General features: G+C 74.3%; 20 protein-coding genes and 1 pseudogene. 9 read left to right on the top strand and 12 right to left on the bottom strand.

What is annotated here, in order from left to right; all coding sequences use genetic code 11:
• Positions 1–53 precede the first annotated feature (53 nt).
• From SJY06_RS16575 to SJY06_RS16560, 4 genes and pseudogenes are all read right to left on the bottom strand, one after another.
• On the bottom strand, positions 54–410 hold the full coding sequence (locus tag SJY06_RS16575) for a DUF2461 family protein (protein ID WP_380168635.1): 357 nt from the start codon (positions 408–410) through the stop codon (positions 54–56).
• 85 nt (positions 411–495) lie between these two features.
• Positions 496–705, bottom strand: a pseudogene (locus SJY06_RS16570) (DUF2461 family protein); the annotation flags it as partial.
• 72 nt (positions 706–777) lie between these two features.
• Positions 778–1638 (bottom strand): DUF3097 family protein, encoded by an 861-nt coding sequence (locus tag SJY06_RS16565; protein WP_380169724.1) that lies wholly within the window; start codon positions 1636–1638, stop codon positions 778–780.
• A gap of 104 nt (positions 1639–1742) precedes the next feature.
• Positions 1743–3236 carry a glycosyltransferase family 39 protein gene (locus SJY06_RS16560; RefSeq protein WP_380168634.1) on the bottom strand — a complete coding sequence of 498 codons (1494 nt, stop codon included), beginning with the start codon at positions 3234–3236 and terminating at the stop codon, positions 1743–1745.
• 105 nt (positions 3237–3341) lie between these two features.
• Here SJY06_RS16560 and SJY06_RS16555 point away from each other — a divergent pair, with 105 nt between their 5' ends.
• Complete coding sequence (locus SJY06_RS16555) at positions 3342–5255, top strand: AMP-binding protein (RefSeq protein WP_380168633.1); 1914 nt, start codon at positions 3342–3344, stop codon at positions 5253–5255.
• Positions 5256–5279: 24 nt separating this feature from the next.
• Here SJY06_RS16555 and SJY06_RS16550 read toward each other — a convergent pair whose 3' ends face one another.
• Positions 5280–6314: a DMT family transporter gene (locus SJY06_RS16550; protein WP_380168632.1), complete on the bottom strand. Its 1035-nt coding sequence runs from the start codon at positions 6312–6314 to the stop codon at positions 5280–5282.
• Positions 6315–6389: 75 nt separating this feature from the next.
• Here SJY06_RS16550 and SJY06_RS16545 point away from each other — a divergent pair, with 75 nt between their 5' ends.
• The gene (locus SJY06_RS16545) at positions 6390–6959 is read left to right on the top strand and encodes a CGNR zinc finger domain-containing protein (protein WP_380168631.1); all 570 of its coding nucleotides are present in this window, start codon (positions 6390–6392) and stop codon (positions 6957–6959) included.
• A gap of 68 nt (positions 6960–7027) precedes the next feature.
• Here the strand turns inward: SJY06_RS16545 and SJY06_RS16540 are convergent, their stop codons facing one another.
• Positions 7028–7456: an SRPBCC family protein gene (locus tag SJY06_RS16540; RefSeq protein WP_380168630.1), complete on the bottom strand. Its 429-nt coding sequence runs from the start codon at positions 7454–7456 to the stop codon at positions 7028–7030.
• A 42-nt stretch (positions 7457–7498) separates the two neighbouring features.
• Between SJY06_RS16540 and SJY06_RS16535 the strand changes: the two genes are divergently transcribed.
• From SJY06_RS16535 to SJY06_RS16510, 6 genes are all read left to right on the top strand, one after another.
• Positions 7499–8482 (top strand): bifunctional riboflavin kinase/FAD synthetase, encoded by a 984-nt coding sequence (locus tag SJY06_RS16535; RefSeq protein ID WP_380168629.1) that lies wholly within the window; start codon positions 7499–7501, stop codon positions 8480–8482.
• Positions 8483–8602: 120 nt separating this feature from the next.
• On the top strand, positions 8603–8872 hold the full coding sequence (rpsO, locus tag SJY06_RS16530) for a 30S ribosomal protein S15 (RefSeq protein ID WP_380168628.1): 270 nt from the start codon (positions 8603–8605) through the stop codon (positions 8870–8872).
• 239 nt (positions 8873–9111) lie between these two features.
• The gene (locus SJY06_RS16525) at positions 9112–11352 is read left to right on the top strand and encodes a polyribonucleotide nucleotidyltransferase (RefSeq protein WP_380168627.1); all 2241 of its coding nucleotides are present in this window, start codon (positions 9112–9114) and stop codon (positions 11350–11352) included.
• Positions 11352–12713 carry a M16 family metallopeptidase gene (locus SJY06_RS16520; RefSeq protein WP_380168626.1) on the top strand — a complete coding sequence of 454 codons (1362 nt, stop codon included), beginning with the start codon at positions 11352–11354 and terminating at the stop codon, positions 12711–12713. Before SJY06_RS16525 ends, SJY06_RS16520 begins: the two co-directional genes overlap by 1 nt.
• Positions 12710–13456, top strand: coding sequence for a 4-hydroxy-tetrahydrodipicolinate reductase (dapB, locus tag SJY06_RS16515; RefSeq protein WP_380168625.1), 747 nt, complete (start codon positions 12710–12712; stop codon positions 13454–13456). The genes SJY06_RS16520 and dapB overlap by 4 nt, the downstream gene beginning before the upstream one ends.
• A 22-nt stretch (positions 13457–13478) precedes the next feature.
• Complete coding sequence (locus tag SJY06_RS16510) at positions 13479–13931, top strand: hypothetical protein (RefSeq protein WP_380168624.1); 453 nt, start codon at positions 13479–13481, stop codon at positions 13929–13931.
• Between the two features lie 65 nt (positions 13932–13996).
• Here the strand turns inward: SJY06_RS16510 and SJY06_RS16505 are convergent, their stop codons facing one another.
• The 6 genes from SJY06_RS16505 to SJY06_RS16480 all read right to left on the bottom strand — a co-directional run bounded on the left by SJY06_RS16505 (position 13997) and on the right by SJY06_RS16480 (position 20281).
• Positions 13997–15202 carry a heparan-alpha-glucosaminide N-acetyltransferase domain-containing protein gene (locus SJY06_RS16505; protein ID WP_380168623.1) on the bottom strand — a complete coding sequence of 402 codons (1206 nt, stop codon included), beginning with the start codon at positions 15200–15202 and terminating at the stop codon, positions 13997–13999.
• A complete protein-coding gene (locus SJY06_RS16500; RefSeq protein ID WP_380168622.1) occupies positions 15199–15834 on the bottom strand; it encodes a GNAT family N-acetyltransferase in 636 nt (211 codons plus the stop codon). The genes SJY06_RS16505 and SJY06_RS16500 overlap by 4 nt, the downstream gene beginning before the upstream one ends.
• Positions 15835–16001: 167 nt before the next feature.
• Positions 16002–17711, bottom strand: a complete 1710-nt coding sequence (locus SJY06_RS16495) for a cytochrome bc complex cytochrome b subunit (protein ID WP_380168621.1) — start codon at positions 17709–17711, stop codon at positions 16002–16004.
• Complete coding sequence (locus tag SJY06_RS16490; protein WP_380168620.1) at positions 17711–18829, bottom strand: Rieske 2Fe-2S domain-containing protein; 1119 nt, start codon at positions 18827–18829, stop codon at positions 17711–17713. Before SJY06_RS16490 ends, SJY06_RS16495 begins: the two co-directional genes overlap by 1 nt.
• Complete coding sequence (locus tag SJY06_RS16485; protein ID WP_380168619.1) at positions 18826–19623, bottom strand: c-type cytochrome; 798 nt, start codon at positions 19621–19623, stop codon at positions 18826–18828. The genes SJY06_RS16490 and SJY06_RS16485 overlap by 4 nt, the downstream gene beginning before the upstream one ends.
• A 25-nt stretch (positions 19624–19648) precedes the next feature.
• Positions 19649–20281, bottom strand: coding sequence for a heme-copper oxidase subunit III (locus tag SJY06_RS16480; RefSeq protein WP_380168618.1), 633 nt, complete (start codon positions 20279–20281; stop codon positions 19649–19651).
• Between the two features lie 108 nt (positions 20282–20389).
• On the opposite strand from SJY06_RS16480, the gene SJY06_RS16475 reads away from it, so the two are divergent.
• The gene (locus SJY06_RS16475) at positions 20390–20863 is read left to right on the top strand and encodes a hypothetical protein (protein WP_380168617.1); all 474 of its coding nucleotides are present in this window, start codon (positions 20390–20392) and stop codon (positions 20861–20863) included.
• The last annotated feature ends 27 nt before the right edge of the window (positions 20864–20890 follow it).

The following is a 20890-nucleotide window of genomic DNA, read 5'->3' as shown; positions in this document are numbered from 1 at the left end:
GGAACGGGGCGGGCGGTGGGTCGAGCGGCCGGACGGCGGGTCAGCGGCGGGGCTCAGCGGCGGGCGGCCTCGTCCCGGTCGGTGGCCTGGGGCACCGGCGGGCCCACGTGACGGGCCAACCAGCGGTTGAGGGGCGTGAGCGCGCGCCAGTACCCGGCCACCACGTCGACGGCCTCGGGTCCGAACAGCCAGTCCTCCAGGTCGTGACGGCGCGACATCGCGAAGCCCTTGTGCCGCAGCAGCGCGATCCGGGGGTGGTCGGGGTCGAACCCCCGCGGTGCGCGCACCAGCCGCTCCCCGGAGGTCTGCCAGCCGGCCTGCTCCAGCGTGGAGACGGCCCTGACCAGGGCCCGCCCGGTGCCGTCGTCGTCGACCGCCCGGCGGAACCGGGCCAGCTGGTCGCGCTCCATCCGCCAGAAACCCGCCGCCCAGGAACGCCCCGTCCGCGTCGACCTGGACGTACAGCGACCCCTTGCCGTCCGTGTGGTGGGCCACCCCGCCGGCGTGGGTCTTGTAGGGCGACTTGTCGTGGGAGAAGCGGACGTCGCGGTGCGGGCGGAACATCCGGGTCGCGCCGAACTCCGGCGCCAGCGCGGCCAGCAGGGCGAGCATGGGGCCTCGCACCTGCTGCTCGTACAGCGACCGGTGGTCGGTGAAGTAGGCCTTGGAGTTGTCGGCCTCGAGCCCTTCGTAGAAGAAGGGCATCTGCTCGCCGAAGCCGTCGAAGGCGGGTACCGCGTCGCTCACGGCCGCCACGCTACGACCGCCGGCGTCGGCTCACCCGTCGGTGCCGTCCCCGGTGACGAAGTCGATCAGCTGCTCGACGCGGCCGAGCAGCTCGGGCTCCAGGTCGGTCCAGCTGCGGACGGAGCCGAGGATGCGGCCCCAGCCGCGGCCGACGTCGGCCGCCGTGGCGTGGGGCCAGCCCAGGTGGGCCAGCACCCCCTCCTTCCAGGGCCGGCCCCGCGGGACCACGGGCCAGGCCTCCAGCCCGACCCGTTGCGGCCGGACGGCCTGCCAGACGTCGACGTAGGGGTGCCCGACGACCAGCACGTGCTCGCGCAGCGCGGGCGACCGGGACACGGCCTCGGACTCGCGCCACTCCTTGCTGCCGGCCACCAGGTGGTCCACCAGCACCCCGATGCGTCGCCCCGGCCCGGGGCGGAGGTCCCGCAGCGCCAGGGCCAGGTCGTCGACGCCGTCCAGGGCCTCCACCACGACGCCCTCGACCCGTAGGTCGTGCCCCCAGACCCGCTCCACGAGCTCGGCGTCGTGCTTCCCCTCCACGAGGATGCGGCTGGCCCGGGCGACGCGCGCGCGGGCCCCGACGACCGCGACGGACCCGCTGGCCGTGCGGGCGGGGGCGGTCGCAGCGGGGGTGCGGGGCCGGACCAGGGTCACGGGGCGACCCTCCAGCAGGAAGTCCGGGCCCAACGGGAACGTCCGCGTCCTCAGCCGGCGGTCCTCCAGCACGACGACGTGCATGCCGCCGGCCTTCTCGACCCGCAGCACCGCCCCGCACCAGCCGGTCGTGACCTCCTCGACGACCAGGCCCGGGCTCGCGGGCACCTCCTCGACGGCCACGGGGCGGCGGCGGGCGGCGAGCACGTCACCGGCGTAACGGTCGTGCGGGGGCATGGCGGTCACCGCGACACGGTAGGCAACGGCCCGACCGCGCCCGGTCCGGACACGCCCGGGTCGCGCGTCCGGGCTGTGCGCCCCGGCTGCGCACCCGAGGGGGCTCACCCCAGCCGCTGGACCTGCGGCCAGAGCTCGTCCCAGTCCGCCCGGGGGGCCGTGCAGACCCGCACCGGCGTGCCGTCCTCGTCGTTGTCGACGCCGGCGTCGTTGCCCACGGTCCCGACCTGCTCGCAGGCACCGAACCAGCCCAGCAGCGGGGCCGGGTCCCGCCAGCCGACCGTGACCACGGTCACCACGTCGGCCGTGGGCGGCCCCCACCACCAGTAGCCGTTGTGGCCCGAGCGGACCTGCGGCAGGTCCGCCCCCCGGTCCCGGGCCTGGTCCAGGGCGCCGGCCTGGCCGTAGTTCTGGGTCAGCACCGCCTGGGCGTCGGCGGCCGAGACCGCCGTGGTCACCGTCCCGACCAGCTCCGGCCAGCCGACCTGCTCGCCGTGGTCGTGCACGACCGCGACCGGGGCCAGGGCCGGCGGCAGCAGCGGCAGGGCCAGGAACGACCCGACGACCGCGTTGACCGCGAACAGCCCCAGCAGCAGCCCCGTCCGCCCGCGGCGGCCCGCGGCCCAGCGGCGGCAGACCGGCACGCCGGCCGCGACCAGGACGGGCACGACGCCCAGCAGGTAGTAGGGCTTGCCCCCGGTCAGCAGCACCACGCCCAGGAGCAGGACGGCGGTCACCGGCACCCACCGCAGCCCGGCCCGGCGCCGCAGCGCGAGCCCGCCGACCACGACGACGGCGAACGTCCCCGGACCGGTCAGCGTGGCCAGCATCGGCACCAGCAGGGCCCGGTCGACCGAGGTCCCGGACCCACCGTCGGCGATCGCGGCGGCCAGCGCGGTCTGGGGCCAGCCGTTGCGGCTCTGCCACAGCAGCGTCGGGGCCAGCCCGAGCCCGGCCAGCCCCGCGGCCGACCAGGCCCACGGGGAGCGGAACGGCGCCCGCGGCCCGACCAGGAGCAGGGCCAGCCCGGCGCAGGCCAGCAGCGAGACGGGCAGCGTCTTGACGGTCAGGGCCAGGGCCGCCACCGCCCCGGCGCCCAGCCAGGCCCGGGCCCGCCCCGTCCTGACCGCGCGCAGCAGCAGCAGCACCAGGGTGCTGCTGAGCAGCACGTCGAGCACCGTGGTGCTGAACAGGTGGGCCACGGCCAGGACGGTGGTCGCGGTGGCCACCACCGCGGCCGTCCAGGTCGCGTCGCGCCGCCCGCCCCCCAGCTCCCGGCAGGTGAGCGCCGCCACGACCACCACCAGGGCGCCCGCGAGCGCGGGCACGACGCGGAACGCCGCCAGCGCACCCCCGACCGTGTCGTACCAGGCGCGGGCCAGCAGGGGGACCGACGCCGGCTGGTCGGCGTAGCCCAGCGCCGGGTGCCGGCCGGCCTCGACGAGGTAGAGCTCGTCACGGTGGAACCCGTAGCGCGACGCCAGGGCCAGCTGCACCAGCGCGAACCCGAGCGCGACCCACAGCCAGCCGGGCGCGGCCGGCATCCGCGGTACCGGCCACGCCGGCCCGGTCGCGGTGGTGGCCCGTCCCCGACTCACGGCCCCAGCCTGGCCGCCGCGCCGTCCGTCGACCAGGGGCTACCGCACGTCGACGTCCCGGGCCGGGCCGTTCCCCCGGGCCGGGTCCGGGGGCGAGGATGGCGCATGCTCGACGACGAGACGAGGTCAGGCCCGCGCACCGGTGCGTGGGCGCAGGCGCACCACCGGTCCCTGGCCGACCCGGAGGGGTTCTGGCGCGACGCGTCGACGGCCGTGGAGTGGCTCAGTGCACCGACCCGCGTGCTGGACGACGACGCGGCGCCCCTCTACCGGTGGTTCGGCGACGGGGTGCTCAACACGTGCTTCAACGCCGTGGACCGCCACGTCCGCGACGGCCGCGGCGACCAGCCCGCGCTGGTCCACGACTCGCCCGTCACCGGGACCGTCACCACGCTCACCTACGCCGAGCTGCTGGACCAGGTCTCCCGGTTCGCGGGGGTGCTGCACGGGCTCGGGGTCCGGGCCGGGGACCGCGTCGTGGTCTACCTGCCCATGGTGCCGTTCGCGGCCGTGGCCATGCTGGCCTGCGCCCGGCTGGGAGCGGTGCACTCGGTCGTCTTCGGCGGGTTCGCCCCCACCGAGCTGGCGGCCCGGATCGACGACGCCCGGCCCACGGTCGTCGTGACGGCCTCGTGCGGCATCGAGCCCACCCGGCTGGTCGCGTACAAGCCCATGCTCGACGCCGCGCTGGCCAAGGCCGCCCACGCCCCGTCCGCCGTGGTCGTCATGCAGCGGCCGCAGCTGCGCGCCGACCTGGTCCCCGGCCGCGACCTGGACCTCGACGGGCTGATGGCCGGCGCGGACCCGGTCGACTGCGTCCCGGTGCGGGCGACCGACCCGCTGTACGTGCTCTACACCTCCGGCACCACGGGCCGGCCCAAGGGCATCGTGCGCGACAACGGCGGCCACGCGGTCGCGCTGACCTGGTCCGTGGCCAACGTGTTCGGGCTGGCGCCGGGGGAGACGATGTTCACCGCCAGCGACGTCGGCTGGGTCGTCGGGCACTCCTACATCGTCTACGCGCCGCTGCTGCTGGGGGCGACCAGCGTCATGTACGAGGGCAAGCCCGTGGGCACCCCGGACGCCGGGGCCTTCTGGCGCGTGGTGGAGCAGCACCGCGTGTCGGTGATGTTCACCGCGCCGACGGCGCTGCGGGCGGTCCGGAAGGTCGACCCGATGGGCACCCTGGCCCGTGGTCGGGACACCTCGAGCCTGCGGACGCTGTTCCTGGCCGGTGAGCGGCTCGACCCCGACACCTGGGCGTGGGCCGGTGACGTGCTCGACGTGCCCGTGGTCGACAACTGGTGGCAGACCGAGACGGGCTGGCCCATCGCCGCCAGCCCGCGCGGGCTGGAGGAGCTGCCGCTCAAGGCGGGCTCCCCGTCCGTGCCGGTGCCCGGCTACGACGTGCGGGTGCTCGACGGCTCGGGGCAGGAGGTGCCGGCCGGCACGGAGGGCGCCATCTGCCTGCGGCTGCCCATGCCGCCGGGCACGCTGCCCACGCTGTGGGGTGACGACCAGCGCTACGTCGACGGCTACCTGTCGACCTTCCCCGGCTACTACCTGACCGGGGACGGCGGCTTCCTCGACGAGGACGGCTACCTGTTCGTCATGGGGCGGACCGACGACGTCATCAACGTCGCGGGGCACCGGCTGTCCACCGGCGGGATCGAGGCCGCGCTCGCCGGGCACCCGGCGGTGGCCGAGTGCGCCGTGCTCGGGGTCGCCGACGACCTCAAGGGCCAGGTGCCGAGGGCGCTGGTCGTGCTCAAGGGCGGCTCGGAGGACATGGACCCGGCCGAGCTGGCCCGCCAGCTCAAGCAGCGGGTCCGTGACGAGGTCGGCCCGATCGCCTCCCTGCAGCGCGTCGACGTCGTCGCGGCCCTGCCCAAGACCCGCTCCGGCAAGATCCTCCGGCGCACCATGCGCGAGATGGCCGACGGCAGGCACCCGGTGGTCCCGTCGACCATCGAGGACGTCACCGTGCTCGAGGGGGTGGAGGCGCTGCTGCGCAGCTGATGCCCCGCCGAGGCGCCGGTGGCCTCAGGGCTCCACGGGGGAGGGGGTCGGGGTGCGGGGCTCGTCGTGCCCGTCCGCGGGTGCCGTCCCGGTCGGGTCGTGGGTGGCGGCCGGCTCGGGCCGGGTCAGCTCGTCGTAGCGGACCGCGACCACGCCGCCCACGACGAACGCCCCGCCCAGCAGCTGCACCGGCAGCGGCAGCTCGCCCAGCAGCAGCCAGGCGAACAGCAGGCTGAACAGCACCTCGGTCAGCCCGACGAAACCGGCGACCTTGGAGCCGAGCCGCCGGGTCGCCGCGACGCCCGAGGCGTACGCGAACGCGGCGGCGACGAGGCTGAGCCCGGCCACGGGCACCCACCACGGCAGCTGCACGCCGCCCAGGTCGACGTCGGCGGAGCTGACCCGCACGGGCACCAGGCCGACCAGCCCGGCCAGCACCAGCGACACCCCGCCGACCAGCAGGCCCGCCGCCGCCATGACCAGGGGCGGCAGCCCCGTGTCCGCCCGCGCCGAGAGCACGAAGAACGCGGCCAGCCCGAACGCGGCCCCGAGCGCCCACAGCACGCCCACGGCGTCGACCCGCATCCCGCCGAGCACGTCCAGGACCAGCACGAGACCGAGCACGGCCAGCACGATCCCCACCACCGTCCAGCGGCGCGGGCGCTGGCCGTGGCGCAGCCACAGCCACAGCACGACCAGCACGACCCCCAGGTACTCCAGCAGCAGCGCGACCCCGACCGACAGCGTCGAGACGGCGTTGAAGAACGCCAGCTGCACCGCGGCCACCGCGACCACGCCGTAGGTCAGCAGCAGGACGGCGTTGCGGCGCAGCAGGTGCCAGCGCCCACGCAGCATGAACGCCGCCGGTCCGGCCAGCACCAGCGCGGCGACGACGATCCGGGCGGTCACGGCGGCCGCGGGGCTCCAGCCGGCCTCGAGCAGGGACTTGGCGAACGGGCCCGAGCTGCCGAAGGCCGCCGCGGAGGCCAGGGCGAGCCACAGACCCGAGACGAAGCTCGTCCGGTGGGTGGCCACGGTGGTTGACGGGGTGGTGCTCACGGCAGGACCTCACTTGCGTCAGGAGTAAAGTGTGCTTCGGTACTGACGGTAGCGGATCCGAGCGTCAGGAGCGAGATGGTTTTCAGTCATGACACCGAGGTCGCTCTCGCGACGGCCGCGGCTCTGATCAACACCGCCGGCGGGCGGCCCGGCCACCCCGACGACACGCTGGTCGGCATCGAGCAGCTCGACGCCTTCGTCACCGAGTGGTCCTACACCGGCAGCCGGGCCGCCGACGCGGCCGGGCGCGCCGTCGAGCTGGCGGACAGCCGGGCCCTGCGCGAGGAGCTCGGGCGGCTGTGGGGGGCCGACGACGTGGCCGTGGTGGCGGAGGGCGTCAACCGGTTGCTCGCCGACGGCGGCGCCCTGCCGCAGCTGGTGCGCCACGACGGCTGGGACTGGCACCTGCACGCCACCACCCCCGAGGCCCCGCTCGGCACCCGCATGGCGGTGGAGGCGGCGATGGCCCTGCTCGACGTGGTCCGCGCCGGTGAGCTCGACCGGCTCAAGACCTGCGAGGCCGACGACTGCGCCGACGCCCACCTCGACCTGTCGCGCAACCGGTCCCGGCGCTACTGCGGCACCCGCTGCGGCAACCGGGCCGACGCGGCCGCCTACCGGGCGCGCAAGGCGGCGGGGGAGTAGGTCACCCGGTCGGGAACCGGCTCCGCGCCTCCTCCTCGGCCGGCTGCGTCGAGCCCGGAGGCGTCGGCTCAGACCCGCCGCCAGCCCTCCGCGAGCAGCGCGAGCCGCTCCAGCCGGCGCCGCTGGCCGAACGCGGACAACCAGCCCACGAGCCGCTCGACGAGCGCAGCGGCCGGCCCGTGGACGTCGGCCCTGAACCGCACGACGCAGCGCTCCGCGCCCAGGGGGCGGACCTCGTGCGCGTAGTCCAGCCGGTGGCCGAGCGCCGTGGTGGACCAGCGGTAGCCGCCGTCGGGGTCGACGTGGCTGACGCGCATGGTGGTCGCCGGGCCGAAGAACGGCCGGACCCGTCCGGTCCAGCCGGGCACGACACGACCTCCCGGTGGGTCCACCGACACCACGTGCGGGCTCCACAGCCGCCACGCGTCGACGTCGGTGAGCAGGTCGTGGAGACGGGCGGCGGGGGCGGCGACGGTGCGGGCGCTGGAGATGGTCACCTGGTGACGGTACGGACCCCCACCACCTGGCACCCTGTCGGCGTGCACGTGTGGAGATCCCTGGACGAGGTGCCCCGCGACGGCGGCCCCACCGTCGTCACCGTCGGCAACTTCGACGGCGTCCACCGGGGGCACGCGGCCGTCCTGGGCCAGGTCCGCCGGGTGGCGCAGGAGCGCGGGGCGCGGGCGCTCGCGATCACCTTCGAGCCGCACCCGCTGCACGTGCTGCGTCCGGACGTGGCCCCGCCGCTGGTCACCGGCCCCGACCAGCGGGTCGAGCTGCTGGCCGGCACCGGGCTCGACGGGCTGCTGGTGCAGCGCTTCGACCTGGCCCTGGCCGGGCAGAGCCCCGCGGAGTGGGTCGCCGGGACCGTGGTCGGCGCGCTGGGGTGCACCACGGTCGTCATCGGCAGCGACGTCCGGTTCGGGCACAAGAACGCCGGCGACCTCACCACCTTGCGGGAGCTGGGGGAGCAGCACGGCTTCGACGTCGTCGCGCTGGACGACGTCGAGGCGCCCGAGGGCCGCCGCTGGTCCTCCAGCTGGGTGCGGGCCTGCCTGCTGGCCGGCGACGTGGCCGGTGCGGCGCACGTCCTGGGGCGGGCGCACCGGCTCGACGCCACCGTGGTCCACGGCGACCACCGGGGCCGCGAGCTCGGCTACCCGACGGCCAACCTGGGCCCCGACCTGCAGGGCCTGGTGCCCGCCGACGGCGTCTACGCCGGCTGGCTGCGGCCGCTGGACGGCGCCGGCCCCGGCGGTCGACCGGCGGAGCCGATGCCGGCCGCGGTGTCCATCGGCACCAACCCGCAGTTCGACGGCACGGAGCGCCGGGTGGAGGCCTACGTCCTCGACCGGGACGACCTGGACCTGTACGGCCGCCGGGTGCGGGTGGAGCTGGTGCAGCGCTTGCGGGACACGCTGCGCTTCGACGGGGTCGACGGGCTGCTCGACCAGATGGCCGACGACGTCGACCGGACCCGAGCCGTCCTGGGCGTGACGGGCCCCGGCCGAGAGGGCCCGTGACCGATTAGGGCAGCGGTGAGGCCGGTTGCTACTGTGGCCGGTGCCGTGAACCGGCCGCGGATCAGCATGCCCGGGTGGAACAGCCCCCGGCGCGCCGCGCAACGACCTCAAGGAGACCGAATGCCCCTCGACTCTGCCACCAAGAAGCAGATCATCGCCGAGTACGGCGAGAGCGAGACCGACACCGGTTCGCCGGAGGTCCAGGTCGCGATGCTCACCAAGCGGATCGTCGACCTCACCGCTCACCTCAAGACGCACGACCACGACCACCACACCCGCCGGGGGCTGCTGCTCCTGGTCGGCAAGCGCCGCCGGATGCTGCAGTACCTGCAGCGCACCGACATCTCGCGCTACCGCTCGCTGATCGAGCGTCTCGGTCTGCGTCGCTGACACGCACAGGGCGGCCCCCGACGGGGGCCGCCCTTCGTGCATGAGCACCACCTGCACGAGCACGGCACGACCAGCACGACACGAACGACACCACGAACGAGCACGACGAACGAGCACCACCTGAGAGCGCGCGCACGCAGCGGGAGGCACCGCCGGTGCCGCCCGCGCCGCCCTCTCGCCGGCGAGAGCCCCGAGGAACGGGGAGTGCCCCCGACGGGGGCAGAACGGAGAACATCACAGTGGTAGACATCCACAGCGCCGAGGCCGTCATCGACAACGGCCGCTTCGGCACCCGCACCATCCGCTTCGAGACCGGCCGCCTGGCCAAGCTGGCCGCCGGCTCCGCCGTCGCCTACCTCGACGACGAGACCATGCTGCTCAGCGCGACGACGGCGAGCAAGAACCCCAAGAGCCACTTCGACTTCTTCCCCCTGACGGTGGACGTCGAGGAGCGCATGTACGCCGCGGGCCAGATCCCGGGCTCGTTCTTCCGCCGCGAGGGCCGCCCCGGCACCGAGGCCATCCTCACCTGCCGCCTGATCGACCGTCCGCTGCGCCCGTCGTTCGTCGACGGCCTGCGCAACGAGATCCAGGTCGTGGTCAGCGTGCTGTCCCTCAACCCGCAGGACTCCTACGACGTCGTCGCGATCAACGCCGCGTCGCTGTCCACCCAGCTCGCCGGCCTGCCGTTCTCCGGCCCCGTCGCCGGCGTGCGCATTGCCCTGGTCGAGGGCCAGTGGGTCGCCTTCCCGACCCACGACCAGATCGAGCAGGCCGTGTTCAGCATGGTCGTGGCCGGTCGGGTCACCGACACCGGCGACGTCGCCATCATGATGGTCGAGGCCGAGGCCACCGACAGCGCCTGGGAGAAGATCTCGATGGGCGCCCAGGCCCCCACCGAGGAGGTCGTCGCCGAGGGCCTCGAGGCCGCGAAGCCGTTCCTCAAGGTCCTCATCGAGGCCCAGCAGAAGGTCGCGGACAAGGCGGCCAAGCCGACCCGCGACTACCCGCTGTTCCCGGCCTACGCCGACGACGCGCTCGCCGCGGTGTCCGGTGCCGCCGAGTCCGACCTGGCCGCCGCGCTGCAGATCGGCGACAAGCTCGAGCGCGAGGCCCGTCTCGACGAGATCAAGGCCCGCACGCTGGACTCCCTCGCCGAGGGCTTCGAGGGCCGGGAGGGCGAGCTGTCCGCCGCCGTCCGCTCCATCACCAAGAAGCTGATCCGGCAGCGCGTCCTCACGGACAAGGTCCGCATCGACGGCCGCGGCCTGGCGGACATCCGCCAGCTCGGCGCCGAGGTCGAGGTCCTGCCCCGCGTGCACGGCTCGGCGCTGTTCGAGCGCGGCGACACCCAGATCATGGGCGTCACCACCCTCAACATGCTCAAGCTGGAGCAGAAGATCGACTCGCTCGGGCCGGTCAAGACCAAGCGCTACATGCACCACTACAACTTCCCGCCCTTCAGCACGGGCGAGACCGGTCGCGTCGGCAGCCCCAAGCGCCGCGAGATCGGCCACGGCATGCTCGCCGAGCGCGCCCTGACCCCCGTGCTGCCCAGCCGCGAGGAGTTCCCCTACGCGATCCGTCAGGTCTCCGAGGCCCTCGGGTCCAACGGCTCGACCTCGATGGGCTCCGTCTGCGCCTCGACGATGTCGCTGCTGAACGCCGGTGTGCCGCTGCGCGCCCCGGTGGCCGGCATCGCCATGGGCCTGATCTCGGACACGGTCGACGGCGAGACCACCTACGCCGCGCTGACCGACATCCTCGGGGCCGAGGACGCCTTCGGCGACATGGACTTCAAGGTCGCCGGCACCAAGGAGTTCGTCACGGCGATCCAGCTGGACACCAAGCTCGACGGCATCCCCGCCTCGGTGCTGGCCTCGGCGCTCACCCAGGCCAAGCAGGCCCGGCTGCACATCCTCGAGGTCATGGCCGAGGCCATCGACCGGCCCGACGAGATGAGCCCCTTCGCCCCGCGGATCATCACCGTCAAGGTCCCGGTCGACAAGATCGGCGAGGTGATCGGGCCCAAGGGCAAGATCATCAACCAGATCCAGGACGACACCGGCGCGGACATCTCGATCGAGGACGACGGCACCGTGTACATCGGCGCCGTCGACGGCCCCTCGGCCGAGGCCGCCCGCACGGCGATCAACCAGATCGCCAACCCGACCATGCCGGAGGTCGGCGAGCGCTACCTGGGCACGGTCGTCAAGACGACCACCTTCGGTGCGTTCATCGCCCTGATGCCCGGCAAGGACGGCCTGCTGCACATCTCGAAGATGCGCGACCTGGTCGGCGGCAAGCGGGTGGACAACGTCGACGACGTGGTCAGCGTGGGCCAGAAGGTCCAGGTCGAGATCTCCGAGATCGACCAGCGCGGCAAGCTGTCGCTGTCGGTCGTCAGCACCGACGCCACCGACGCCGGCGCGGCCGACGTCGACGACGCCCTGCAGTCGGCTGGGGCTCTCGAGTCCTGATGACCCCTGTCGATCTGACGATCGACGACGCGACCGCCGTCGGGAGCGGCCAGCCTGTGCTGGTCGCCTCCGACGGCGGTTCCGTCGTCGCCCGCACCGTCCTGCCCTCCGGCGTCCGGGTGCTCACCGAGTCCATGCCCGGGCTGCGCTCGGCCACCGTCGGGATGTGGGTCGGTGTCGGCTCGCGCGACGAGGCCGACGGCCACCACGGCAGCACCCACTTCCTCGAGCACCTGCTGTTCAAGGGCACCTCGCGGCGCAGCCCGCTGGAGATCGCGGAGGCCTTCGACGCCGTCGGTGGCGAGGCCAACGCCGCCACGGGCAAGGAGCACACCTGCTACTACGCCCGGGTGATGGCCGGCGACGCCCCGATGGCCATCGACGTCATCACGGACATGGTGACCAGCTCCACGATCGGGGCCGACGACTTCGAGTCCGAGCGCGAGGTCATCCTCGAGGAGCTCGCGATGGCCGAGGACGACCCGTCCGACGTCGTGCACGAGCGCTTCGCCGAGGCCGTCCTCGGCGAGCACCCCCTGGGGCGGCCCATCGGCGGCACGCCCGAGACCATCAAGGGCGTGGGCCGCGACGACGTCGTGGACCACTACCGCCGCCACTACGAGGGCCCGACCCTGGTCGTGACGGCGGCGGGCGGCCTGGAGCACGACGAGGTCGTGGCCGCGGTCGAGGCCGAGCTGACGACCGCCGGCTGGGCCGGGACTCCCGGTACGCCGAAGCACCTGCGGGGCGCCGACAGCGCCCGCGACGCCACGCCCACCGGGCGCGACGTGGTGGTGCGCCGCGACATCGAGCAGGCGCAGGTCGTGCTCGGCACCACGGCGCTGTCGGCCACCGACGAGCGCCGGTACGTGCTCAGCGTGCTCAACACCGCCCTCGGCGGGGGCATGAGCAGCCGGTTGTTCCAGGAGGTGCGCGAGAAGCGCGGCCTGGCCTACAGCGTGTACTCCTTCAGCGCGTCCTACGCCGACGGCGGGTACGTCGGCCTGTACGCCGGCTGCAACCCGGCCAAGGTGGACACCGTGGTGGACCTGCTGGCGGCCGAGTGGGAGCGCCTGGCCGCCGACGGGCTCGCGCCGGGGGAGCTGCAGCGGGCCGTGGGCCAGCTGTCGGGCGGCATGACGCTCGGGCTGGAGGACTCCGGCTCCCGCATGTCGCGCCTGGGCAAGGCCGAGCTGGTGCACCGTGCCTACACGGACCTGGACGAGACGCTGGCCCGGCTGAACGCCGTGACCGGCGAGCAGGTCCAGCAGCTGGCGGCCGAGCTGGCCGGTCGGCCCCGCACCCTCGCGGTGGTCGGCCCGTTCGACGCCGACCGCACGTTCGGCACCACCGGCTCGTGAGCGGCGCACGGGTCGTCGTCGCGGGCGCCGGCGGGCGGATGGGGCAGCAGACGTGCGCGGCGGTGGCGGGTGCGCAGGACCTCGTCCTGCACGCCCGGGTGGGCCGCGGCGACGACCTGGCCGCGGCCCTGGTCGGCGCCGACGTGCTGGTCGACCTGTCCGTGCCCGACGCCTCGCCGGGCAACGTGGCTGCGGCGGTCGACGCCGGGGTCCACGCGGTCGTCGGCACCACGGGCTGGGACGAGGCCCGGCTGACGGCGCTGCGGGAGCAGCTGGACCGCCACCCGCAGGTCGGCGTCCTGGTGGCCCCGAACTTCTCGGTGGGGGCGTTGCTCGTCGCCGACTTCGCGGTGCGCGCGGCGCGGTTCTTCGAGTCGGTCGAGGTGGTCGAGCTGCACCACCCGGACAAGGTCGACGCGCCGTCCGGCACGGCGGTGCGGACCGCGCGCCGGATCGCCGAGGCCCGCCGGGCCGCCGGGGTCCACCCGGCGCCCGACGCCACCACGTCCTCGCTGCCCGGGGCCCGGGGGGCGGACGTGGACGGCGTCCCGGTGCACGCCGTGCGGCTGCGGGGCCTGGTGGCGCACCAGGAGGTGCTGCTCGGCGGGCCGGGGGAGCACGTCACGCTCCGCCACGACAGCCTGGACCGGTCCTCGTTCATGCCGGGGGTGCTGCTGGCCGTGCGCGAGGTCGGCTCCCACCCCGGGCTGACCGTGGGCCTGGAGCACTGGCTCGACCTGTGAGCGGACGGCGGGGTCCCGGACGGTGAGGGGGACCAAGGTCGTCATCGCGGTCCTGCTCGCGGTGCTGGCCTTCTACCTGGCGGGGCTGCTCGCCCGCTCGGCCGCCGTCGTGCAGGACGGCGGCCCGCTCGGCTGGCTGCTCGCCGCCGCGATCGTGGTCATCGTGGTCGTCGGCGTGCTCGCGGTGGCCGCCGAGCTGCGGTTCGGCCTGGCCACCCAGCGGATGGGCCGGGTCCTGGCCGCCGAGGAGGCCCTGCCGGGGCCGGTGCCCCGTACCGCGGCCGGCGGGGTGGACCGGGCCGCGGCGGACGAGGTCTTCGCGCACCACCGGGGCGAGGTGGAGGCCGAGCCGGCCTCGTGGCGGGCCTGGTTCCGGCTGGCGCTGGCCTACGACGGCGCGGGGGACCGCCGCCGCGCCCGCGGCGCCGCCCGCCACGCCGTGCGGCTGCACCGCGAGGAGCAGCGCCGCCGCTGAGCGCCCGGGGCGGGCCGTGCGGCGCACCCCGGGCGGCGACGGCCCCTGCTGCCGGGGCCCGGGGGTCAGCGGGCCGCGGTCGCCCTCGGGGTGGGCTCGGCGTCGCGGGACGGCCCGGCGGCCATGTCCACCAGGGCCGCCGTGGCGGCCTCCAGCGGGCCGCGTCGGAACCGCAGCACCCACACCGACGCGAAGACCAGCGCGACGACCGTGTGGACCGTCCAGTCGGTCACGGGGCTGATGCCCGGCCAGTAGTAGGTCGCGGCCAGCACGTGGACCGTGTAGAGCGTGAGGGTCATGGAACCCGCCGCCGCGAGCGGCAGCAGGGCCCAGCCGGCCACGGTGCGGGCCAGCAGCAGGCACGCACCGATCACCAGCAGCGCCGAGCCCGTGGTCCCGAGCAGGTCCGGCGGGGTCGCGGTGTGCGGGGTGTCGACCGCCAGCCACCACCACGACGAAGTCGGCGTGGTGCCGAACCACGGCCCGTCGGGTCCCCGTCCGGTCAGCGGGTCGGGCTCGGCCAGCGCGGCCTGCGCGGCGGCGGTGCCCAGCAGCACGCGCGAGGTCAGCCACGCCCCGACGGTCAGCAGCAGCCCCACCCCGGTCAGGGCGAGGACGACCGGCGCGCGGGTCAGGGCCAGTCGACCCACGGCCGCCCCGACCAGCAGGTAGCCGAACCAGCTGAGCACCGGGTAGTAGCCGGTGAGGAACAGGTCGGTCAGCGAGCCGCCCGGGTCGCTCACCAGCCGGGCGAAGCCGACCTGCGGGCCGGGGCCCAGCAGGTCCGCGCCGGCCCGGACGGCGTGGCTCAGGAACGGCACGGTGACCATCCACAGCAGCCCGCCCCCGGCCAGGACGGCGGTGGGCAGGCGCAGCAGGGGCGCCAGCAGCAGGAAGGCCAGGGCGTAGTACTGGAGGATGACCGCCACGGGCAGCAGCTCCAGCGAGGCCAGCAGCAGCCCGATCACGAGGATGACGGCGGCCCGTACGGCCGTCCGGCCCACCATCCGCCCGTACCCGATGCGGGGGCCCTCGTGGCCGCCGTCGACCAGGGCGAGCCCGACCCCGGCCAGCACCGCGAACAGCGCCGACGGCCGGCCGTCGGCCAGGGGGTAGACCAGGGAGGGGTTGCCGTCGAAGTCGTAGCGCTCGAGCAGGTGCGCGGCCATCATCCCGATGAGGGCCAGGCCCCGGGCGGCGTCGACCCCGACGAGGCGACGCGACCTCGGCAGGGCGGGCAGGCGTGGCGCGGTGGTGGTCCGGGTCGTCACGGGCGAGACCCTTCGGCGTCGGCGGGGTCGAGCAGCGAGGCCACGAGCCGCAGCTCGGGCCACACGGAGCGCGAGTCGTGCGGGTCGCCGCCCTCGACCGCGCGACGTCGGCGGGCGCCGTCGGAGTCGAAGCCCGCGCCCCGGAAGAAGTCCGCCCGCGCGGCGTCGTCGACGTGCACCCAGACGTGCACCTCGTCGGCACCGTCGGCGCGGCAGGTGTCGACGACGGCGGCCAGCAACCGGGAGCCGTGACCGCGGCGCTGGTGCAGCGGGTGCACCTCCAGGGCCACGACCTCGACCGCCCGTGAGGCGGGCTCGTCCTGGCCGGGGTCCGCCGCGGCCGGCCCGACGCCGACCGCCACCGGGGCGCTGGCCACGAAACCGGCGACGATGCCGTCCCCGACAGCCACGTGCACCCGGTGCCGGGGGGAGGGGGGACCGGTCACCGCGGCGCGCCAGGCCTCGCCCAGCACGGCCGGCGTGAGCGCGGCCACCAGCGGGGGCGGCAGGACCGGGGCGTAGGGACCGGTCCAGGAGGCGGCGTGGACGGCAGCGATGGCGTCGAGGTCGGGCTCGCGCGCCGGCCGGACGGAGTTGTCGGCGCCGACGGCACCGAGCGGGGGGCTCGACATGGGCTGATGCTCTCATCCGGAGGGCCGGGACGGGAGCGTCACCCGCCGCCCGGCGTCCCGGCGCCCGGTCCGCGGACGGCACGAGCCCTCACCGGGCCGTCGGGCCCGGGGCCCGGACGACCGAGGGCCCCGACCGCGGACGGTCGGGGCCCTCGGACGGGGCGGGGTCAGGCCTGGCCGGAACCGACCTCGCGACCGGACGTGCCCTCGACGGCGGGGCGCTCGTCGTGGGCGCCGCCGATGGCGTCGTGCTCGCCGTGGCTGTGCGCCGCGGCCAGGTCGGCCGGGGTCACCGGCTCGACGCGGTCCTCGAAGTAGAACCGCGACAGCCGCCGCTGCGCCTGGGCCAGCAGGGCGCCCTTGCGCTTGACGCCGTTGGCGTCGGTGGCGGGACCCGGCGTCAGCGGCACGTAGTTGTCGTGCTGCACCAAGGTCCAGCGGTCGTACTCCGACATCGGCGCGTGCCGCTCCAGCACCTCGCCGTTGTCCAGGCGGTAGACCTGGCCGGTCTCCACGCCGTGGAGCACGCGCTCACGGTCACGACGCTGCAGCCCGAGGCAGATGCGCTTGGTGATGAGGAACGCCAGCGGGGGGGCCACGAACATCGCCACGCCGATGAAGCGGGTGATGTCGTTGATGGCCAGGTTCAGGTGCGTGGCGATGATGTCGTTGCCGCCGTTGGCCCACATCAGGCAGTAGAAGGTCAGCGCCATGACGCCGATGCCGGTGCGGGTGGGGGCGTTGCGGGGACGGTCCAGCAGGTGGTGCTCACGGGCGTCGCCGGTGGCCAGCCGTTCGATCCACGGGTAGGCCACGAGCAACGTCGTCAGCAGACCGGGCAGCACGACGGCCGGGATCAGGATGTTGCCCGACAGCACGTAGCCGAACACGTTGACCTCGAGCCAGCCCGGCATCACCCGGACCGCACCGTCGAGCCAGCCCATGTACCAGTCGGGCTGGGACCCGGCCGTGACCGGTGACGGGTCGTAGGGTCCGTAGGCCCAGACCGGGTTGATCTGCACGAACGCCGCGATCAGCGCGATGACGCCGAACACGATGAAGAAGAAGCCACCGGCCTTGGCGATGTACACCGGCAGCAGCGGGTAGCCCACGACGTTGTCGTTGGTGCGGCCGGGGCCGGGGTACTGGGTGTGCTTGTGCAGCACGACCAGGAACAGGTGCGCCGCGATCAGGGCCAGGAAGATCGCCGGCAGCAGCAGCACGTGGATCGTGTACAGCCGCGGGATGAACGCCTCGCCGGGGAACTCCCCGCCGAAGGCGAAGAAGTGCACGTAGGTGCCGATCAGCGGGATGGCCAGGATGATGGCGGCCGCGATGCGCAGCCCGGTGCCCGACAGCAGGTCGTCCGGCAGCGAGTAGCCGGCGAAGCCCTCGAAGATGGCCAGCAGGGCGAGGATGGCGCCGATCACCCAGTTGAGCTCACGGGGGCGGCGGAACGCGCCGGTGAAGAACACCCGGGCCATGTGCACGATCGTGGCCGCGACGAAGACCAGGGCGGCCCAGTGGTGGATCTGCCGCATGAGCAGCCCGCCGCGCACCTCGAAGGACATGTTGATCGTCGAGGCCAGGGCCTCGGAGACCAGCTTGCCCCGCAGCGGCTCGTAGGCGCCCTCGTACTCGATCAGGGCCACGCTGGGCACGTAGAAGAACGTGAGGAACACGCCGGTGATCAGGCAGATCACGAAGCTGTAGAGCGTGATCTCGCCGAGCATGAACGACCAGTGGTCGGGGAAGATCTTGCGGGCGTTGGCCCGGATGGCGCCGGTCAGGCCGAGGCGGGAGTCGGCGAACCCGCCGAGCTTGGCCGCGGTGGTCGGGGCCGCCGAACGCGGTGCTGGTGCTGTCGTCGCGCTCATCAGGACTCCTCAGTCATCCGGCGCAGGTCCTGCTCTCGCTCCCAGTAGCTGGGACCGACCGGCTCTGCGAAACCAGCTGTCGCCAGCAAGTATCCGTCACCGTCCACGTCGATGGGCAGCTGGGGTAGGGGCCGCTTGCCGGGCCCGAAGATGACGGCCGCGTTCTGCGTCACGTCGAACGTGGTCTGGTGGCACGGGCAGAGCAGGTGGTGGGTCTGCTGCTCGTACAGGGCCACCGGGCAGCCCATGTGGGTGCAGATCTTGGAGTAGGCCACGATCCCGGCGTAGGCACCGGCCCGGGACTCCTCCGCGAGCTCCTCCGGCTCGAGGCGGATGAGCAGCACGGCCGCCTTGGCCTTCTCGTCGAGGAAGTGGCTGGACTCCTCGATGCCCTCGGGCTGCACGTGGACGACCTCGCCCACGCTCATGTCGGCCGCGCGGACCCGGTTGCCCGTGGGGTCGGTGACCAGGTACGTGTCGGCCGCCCAGATGGTCTCGGCCAGCGCGCCCTCCGGGTTGGGCCCGGTGTCCTTGAGCAGCACCACGGCGGGCAGCGGGGCCAGGGCCAGGGCGCCCACCAGCGTGTTGCGGATCAGGGGCCGACGGCCGATGCCGGAGTCGTCGACGCCGTCGGTGATGATCTTGACGGCCTCGGCCTGCTCCTCGGGGGAGCCCTCGATCCGGTGCCGCTCGTCGATCTCCTCGTGGTCGGGCATCAGGGTCTTGGCCCAGTGCACCGCACCGGTGCCGATGCCGAACAGGGTGAGGAAGATGCCGGTGCCCAGCAGGGCGTTGGACAGGCCCGTCGCGGGGTCGGAGGCGGGCACGTCCCGCAGCGGCACCGCGAAGTAGCCGACGATGGTCAGGACCGTGCCGACGATGGACAGGAAGAAGAGGAACGCGACCTGCCGCTCGGCCCGCTTGGCCGCGGCGACGTCGGTGTCGGCCATGCGGGGCCGGTGGGGCGGCAGCCCCGGGTTCTCGAAGCGCTCGGGGACAGCGGTGCCGCGGGGCTGCAGGTCGGTGCCCGGGGCGTTGCTGCCGGTCGCGGGGGTGTCCTGCCGGACGGTGCTCACCTGGCGCGCCGTGGTGCCGTCGTTGCCGTGTGCGTCGCTCATGAAGACTTGGCTCCCAACCACACCGCGCAGGCGATGAGTCCAGTGATACCGACGACCCAGACGAACAGGCCGTCGCCGACCGGGCCGAGCGAGCCCAGCGACAGGCCGCCGGCCGACGGGGTGGTCTCGACGTAGTCGAGGTACGTGATGATGTCGTTCTTCTGCTGCGGCGTGAGGGTGTCGTCGCTGAACACCGGCATCGACTGCGGGCCGGTGACCATGGCCTCGTAGATGTGGACGGGCTCGACGCCGCGCAGGTTGGGGGCGTACTTGCCCCGGGTCAGCGCGCCGCCGGAGCCGGCGAAGTTGTGGCACATGGCGCAGTTGACGCGGAACAGCTCCGCGCCCTCGGCGACGTCGCCGTTGGCCGGGTCGAGGAACTCCCCGTCGGGGATGCCCGGACCCGGACCGAACGCCGAGGCCACGTAGGCGGCCAGCGCGGCGGTCTGCTCGGGCGAGAACTGCGGCTCCCGGGCGGCCACCTGGGGGCCCGAGGCCTGGGCGGGCATGCGCCCGGTGCCGACCTGGAAGTCGACGCTGGCCGCGCCGACGCCGATGAGCGACGGTCCCGCGACCCGGCCGTCGGCCGTCTCGTAGCCGCCGGCACCGTCGGTGCCGTGGCAGGTGGAGCAGTTGGCGAGGAAGAGCTCCTCGCCGTAGGCGATCTCGTCCACGCCGTCGGCCTCGCTGGCCTGGGCCCCGGTCGGGGCGACGGCGGCGTAGGCCATGCCGGCGACGAGCAGGGCCCCCAGCAGCAGGACGACGAGCGCCAGCGGGTGGCGGCGGTGCCTCATGACGGCGTTCACGGCGTAAGGCCCCTCAGCTGAAGTAGACGGAGATGAAGAGTGCGATCCAGACGACGTCCACGAAGTGCCAGTAGTAGGACGTCACCACCGCAGCGGTCTCCTCGGCGTGGCCGAAGCGCTTGGCGGCGAAGGTGCGGCCGATGACGATCAGGAAGGCCAGCAGGCCGCCCGTCACGTGCAGGCCGTGGAAGCCGGTCGTCAGGTAGAAGGTGGAGCCGAACGGCGAGGAGCTGATGGTCAGGCCCTCGTGGACGAGCTCGGCGTACTCGAAGACCTGGCCGGAGACGAACACCGCGCCCAGCAGGAACGTGAGGACGTACCACTCGCGCATGCCCCACTGGGACAGCTGGTACCAGCGGCCGGTGCGGGCGGCCTGCAGCCGCTCGGCGGCGAACACCCCGAACTGGCAGGTGACCGAGCTCGAGACGAGGATGATGCAGTTCACCGCCGCGAACGGGATGTTGAGCATCTCCTGCCCGGCCGCGTACTCGTCGGGCCTGATCGACCCGAGCGTGAAGAACATCGCGAAGAGCGCCGCGAAGAACATCAGCTCGCTGGCGAGCCAGACGATCGTCCCGACGGACGTGAGGTTGGGACGGTTCACCACTGCGGGGGCGCCGGTGCCGACTGCCGTTGCTGCTGCCACGACGTCAGGTTAACTGGAAGGCGCGCAGAACGAGAGACCACCCCCCGGCCGGTCGTCGGGGCGCGATCCGTTCGGGCAACGAGCGGGCCGCCCGGTAGATTCCCCCGCATGAGCGCAGCCTCCGCACCCGTCGAGCCCGCAGCCGCCCACGGCGGCACCGCCCCGGCCCCCGCCGCCGGTGGGCCCCGGCTACGGATCGCGCTGTACAGCGACAAGTCGACGACGCGCGACAAGGTCCGGCGTGCCGTGGGCCGCCGCCCGGCGGCCGACCTGCCCCTGGTCGCGGTCGAGGACTACGCGACGCTGCCGGCCCTGCTGCACGCGGTCGACGCCGGTGGGTTCGACGTCATCGTGCTGGACGGCGAGGCGGCGCCCGCGGGCGGGCTGGGCGTCTGCCGGCAGCTCAAGGACGAGATCTTCGACTGCCCGCCCGTGCTGGTGCTCACCGGCCGCCCCCAGGACGCCTGGCTCGCGGCCTGGTCGCGGGCCGAGGCGGCCGTGCCGCACCCGCTCGACCCCCGCGCGGTCGCCGACGCGGTGGCCTCGCTGGCCCGGCGCCGCCTCGCCGCGCCGCCGGCGTGAGCGCCGCCGCCGAGGTCCGGACGTCCC

Origin of the sequence: Jannaschia sp. R86511, from assembly GCF_042466345.1 — a bacterium.
Taxonomy (GTDB): domain Bacteria; phylum Actinomycetota; class Actinomycetes; order Actinomycetales; family JBBAYJ01; genus Aquipuribacter.
Note: the sequence above shows the minus strand (reverse complement) of the source record. Positions and strands in the feature narration are given on the sequence as shown.

What these genes read in the sequence shown, in the direction of transcription:
- SJY06_RS16555 (WP_380168633.1), top strand. Translation starts at nt 3,342, where the DNA reads ATGCTCGACGACGAGACGAGGTCAGGCCCGCGCACCGGTGCGTGGGCG.
- SJY06_RS16490 (WP_380168620.1), bottom strand. Translation starts at nt 18,829, where the DNA reads ATGAGCGACGCACACGGCAACGACGGCACCACGGCGCGCCAGGTGAGC.
- SJY06_RS16520 (WP_380168626.1), top strand. Translation starts at nt 11,352, where the DNA reads ATGACCCCTGTCGATCTGACGATCGACGACGCGACCGCCGTCGGGAGC.
- SJY06_RS16545 (WP_380168631.1), top strand. Translation starts at nt 6,390, where the DNA reads ATGGTTTTCAGTCATGACACCGAGGTCGCTCTCGCGACGGCCGCGGCT.
- SJY06_RS16485 (WP_380168619.1), bottom strand. Translation starts at nt 19,623, where the DNA reads ATGAGGCACCGCCGCCACCCGCTGGCGCTCGTCGTCCTGCTGCTGGGG.
- rpsO (WP_380168628.1), top strand. Translation starts at nt 8,603, where the DNA reads ATGCCCCTCGACTCTGCCACCAAGAAGCAGATCATCGCCGAGTACGGC.
- SJY06_RS16565 (WP_380169724.1), bottom strand. Translation starts at nt 1,638, where the DNA reads ATGCCCCCGCACGACCGTTACGCCGGTGACGTGCTCGCCGCCCGCCGC.
- SJY06_RS16495 (WP_380168621.1), bottom strand. Translation starts at nt 17,711, where the DNA reads ATGAGCGCGACGACAGCACCAGCACCGCGTTCGGCGGCCCCGACCACC.
- SJY06_RS16475 (WP_380168617.1), top strand. Translation starts at nt 20,390, where the DNA reads ATGAGCGCAGCCTCCGCACCCGTCGAGCCCGCAGCCGCCCACGGCGGC.
- SJY06_RS16500 (WP_380168622.1), bottom strand. Translation starts at nt 15,834, where the DNA reads ATGTCGAGCCCCCCGCTCGGTGCCGTCGGCGCCGACAACTCCGTCCGG.
- SJY06_RS16575 (WP_380168635.1), bottom strand. Translation starts at nt 410, where the DNA reads ATGGAGCGCGACCAGCTGGCCCGGTTCCGCCGGGCGGTCGACGACGAC.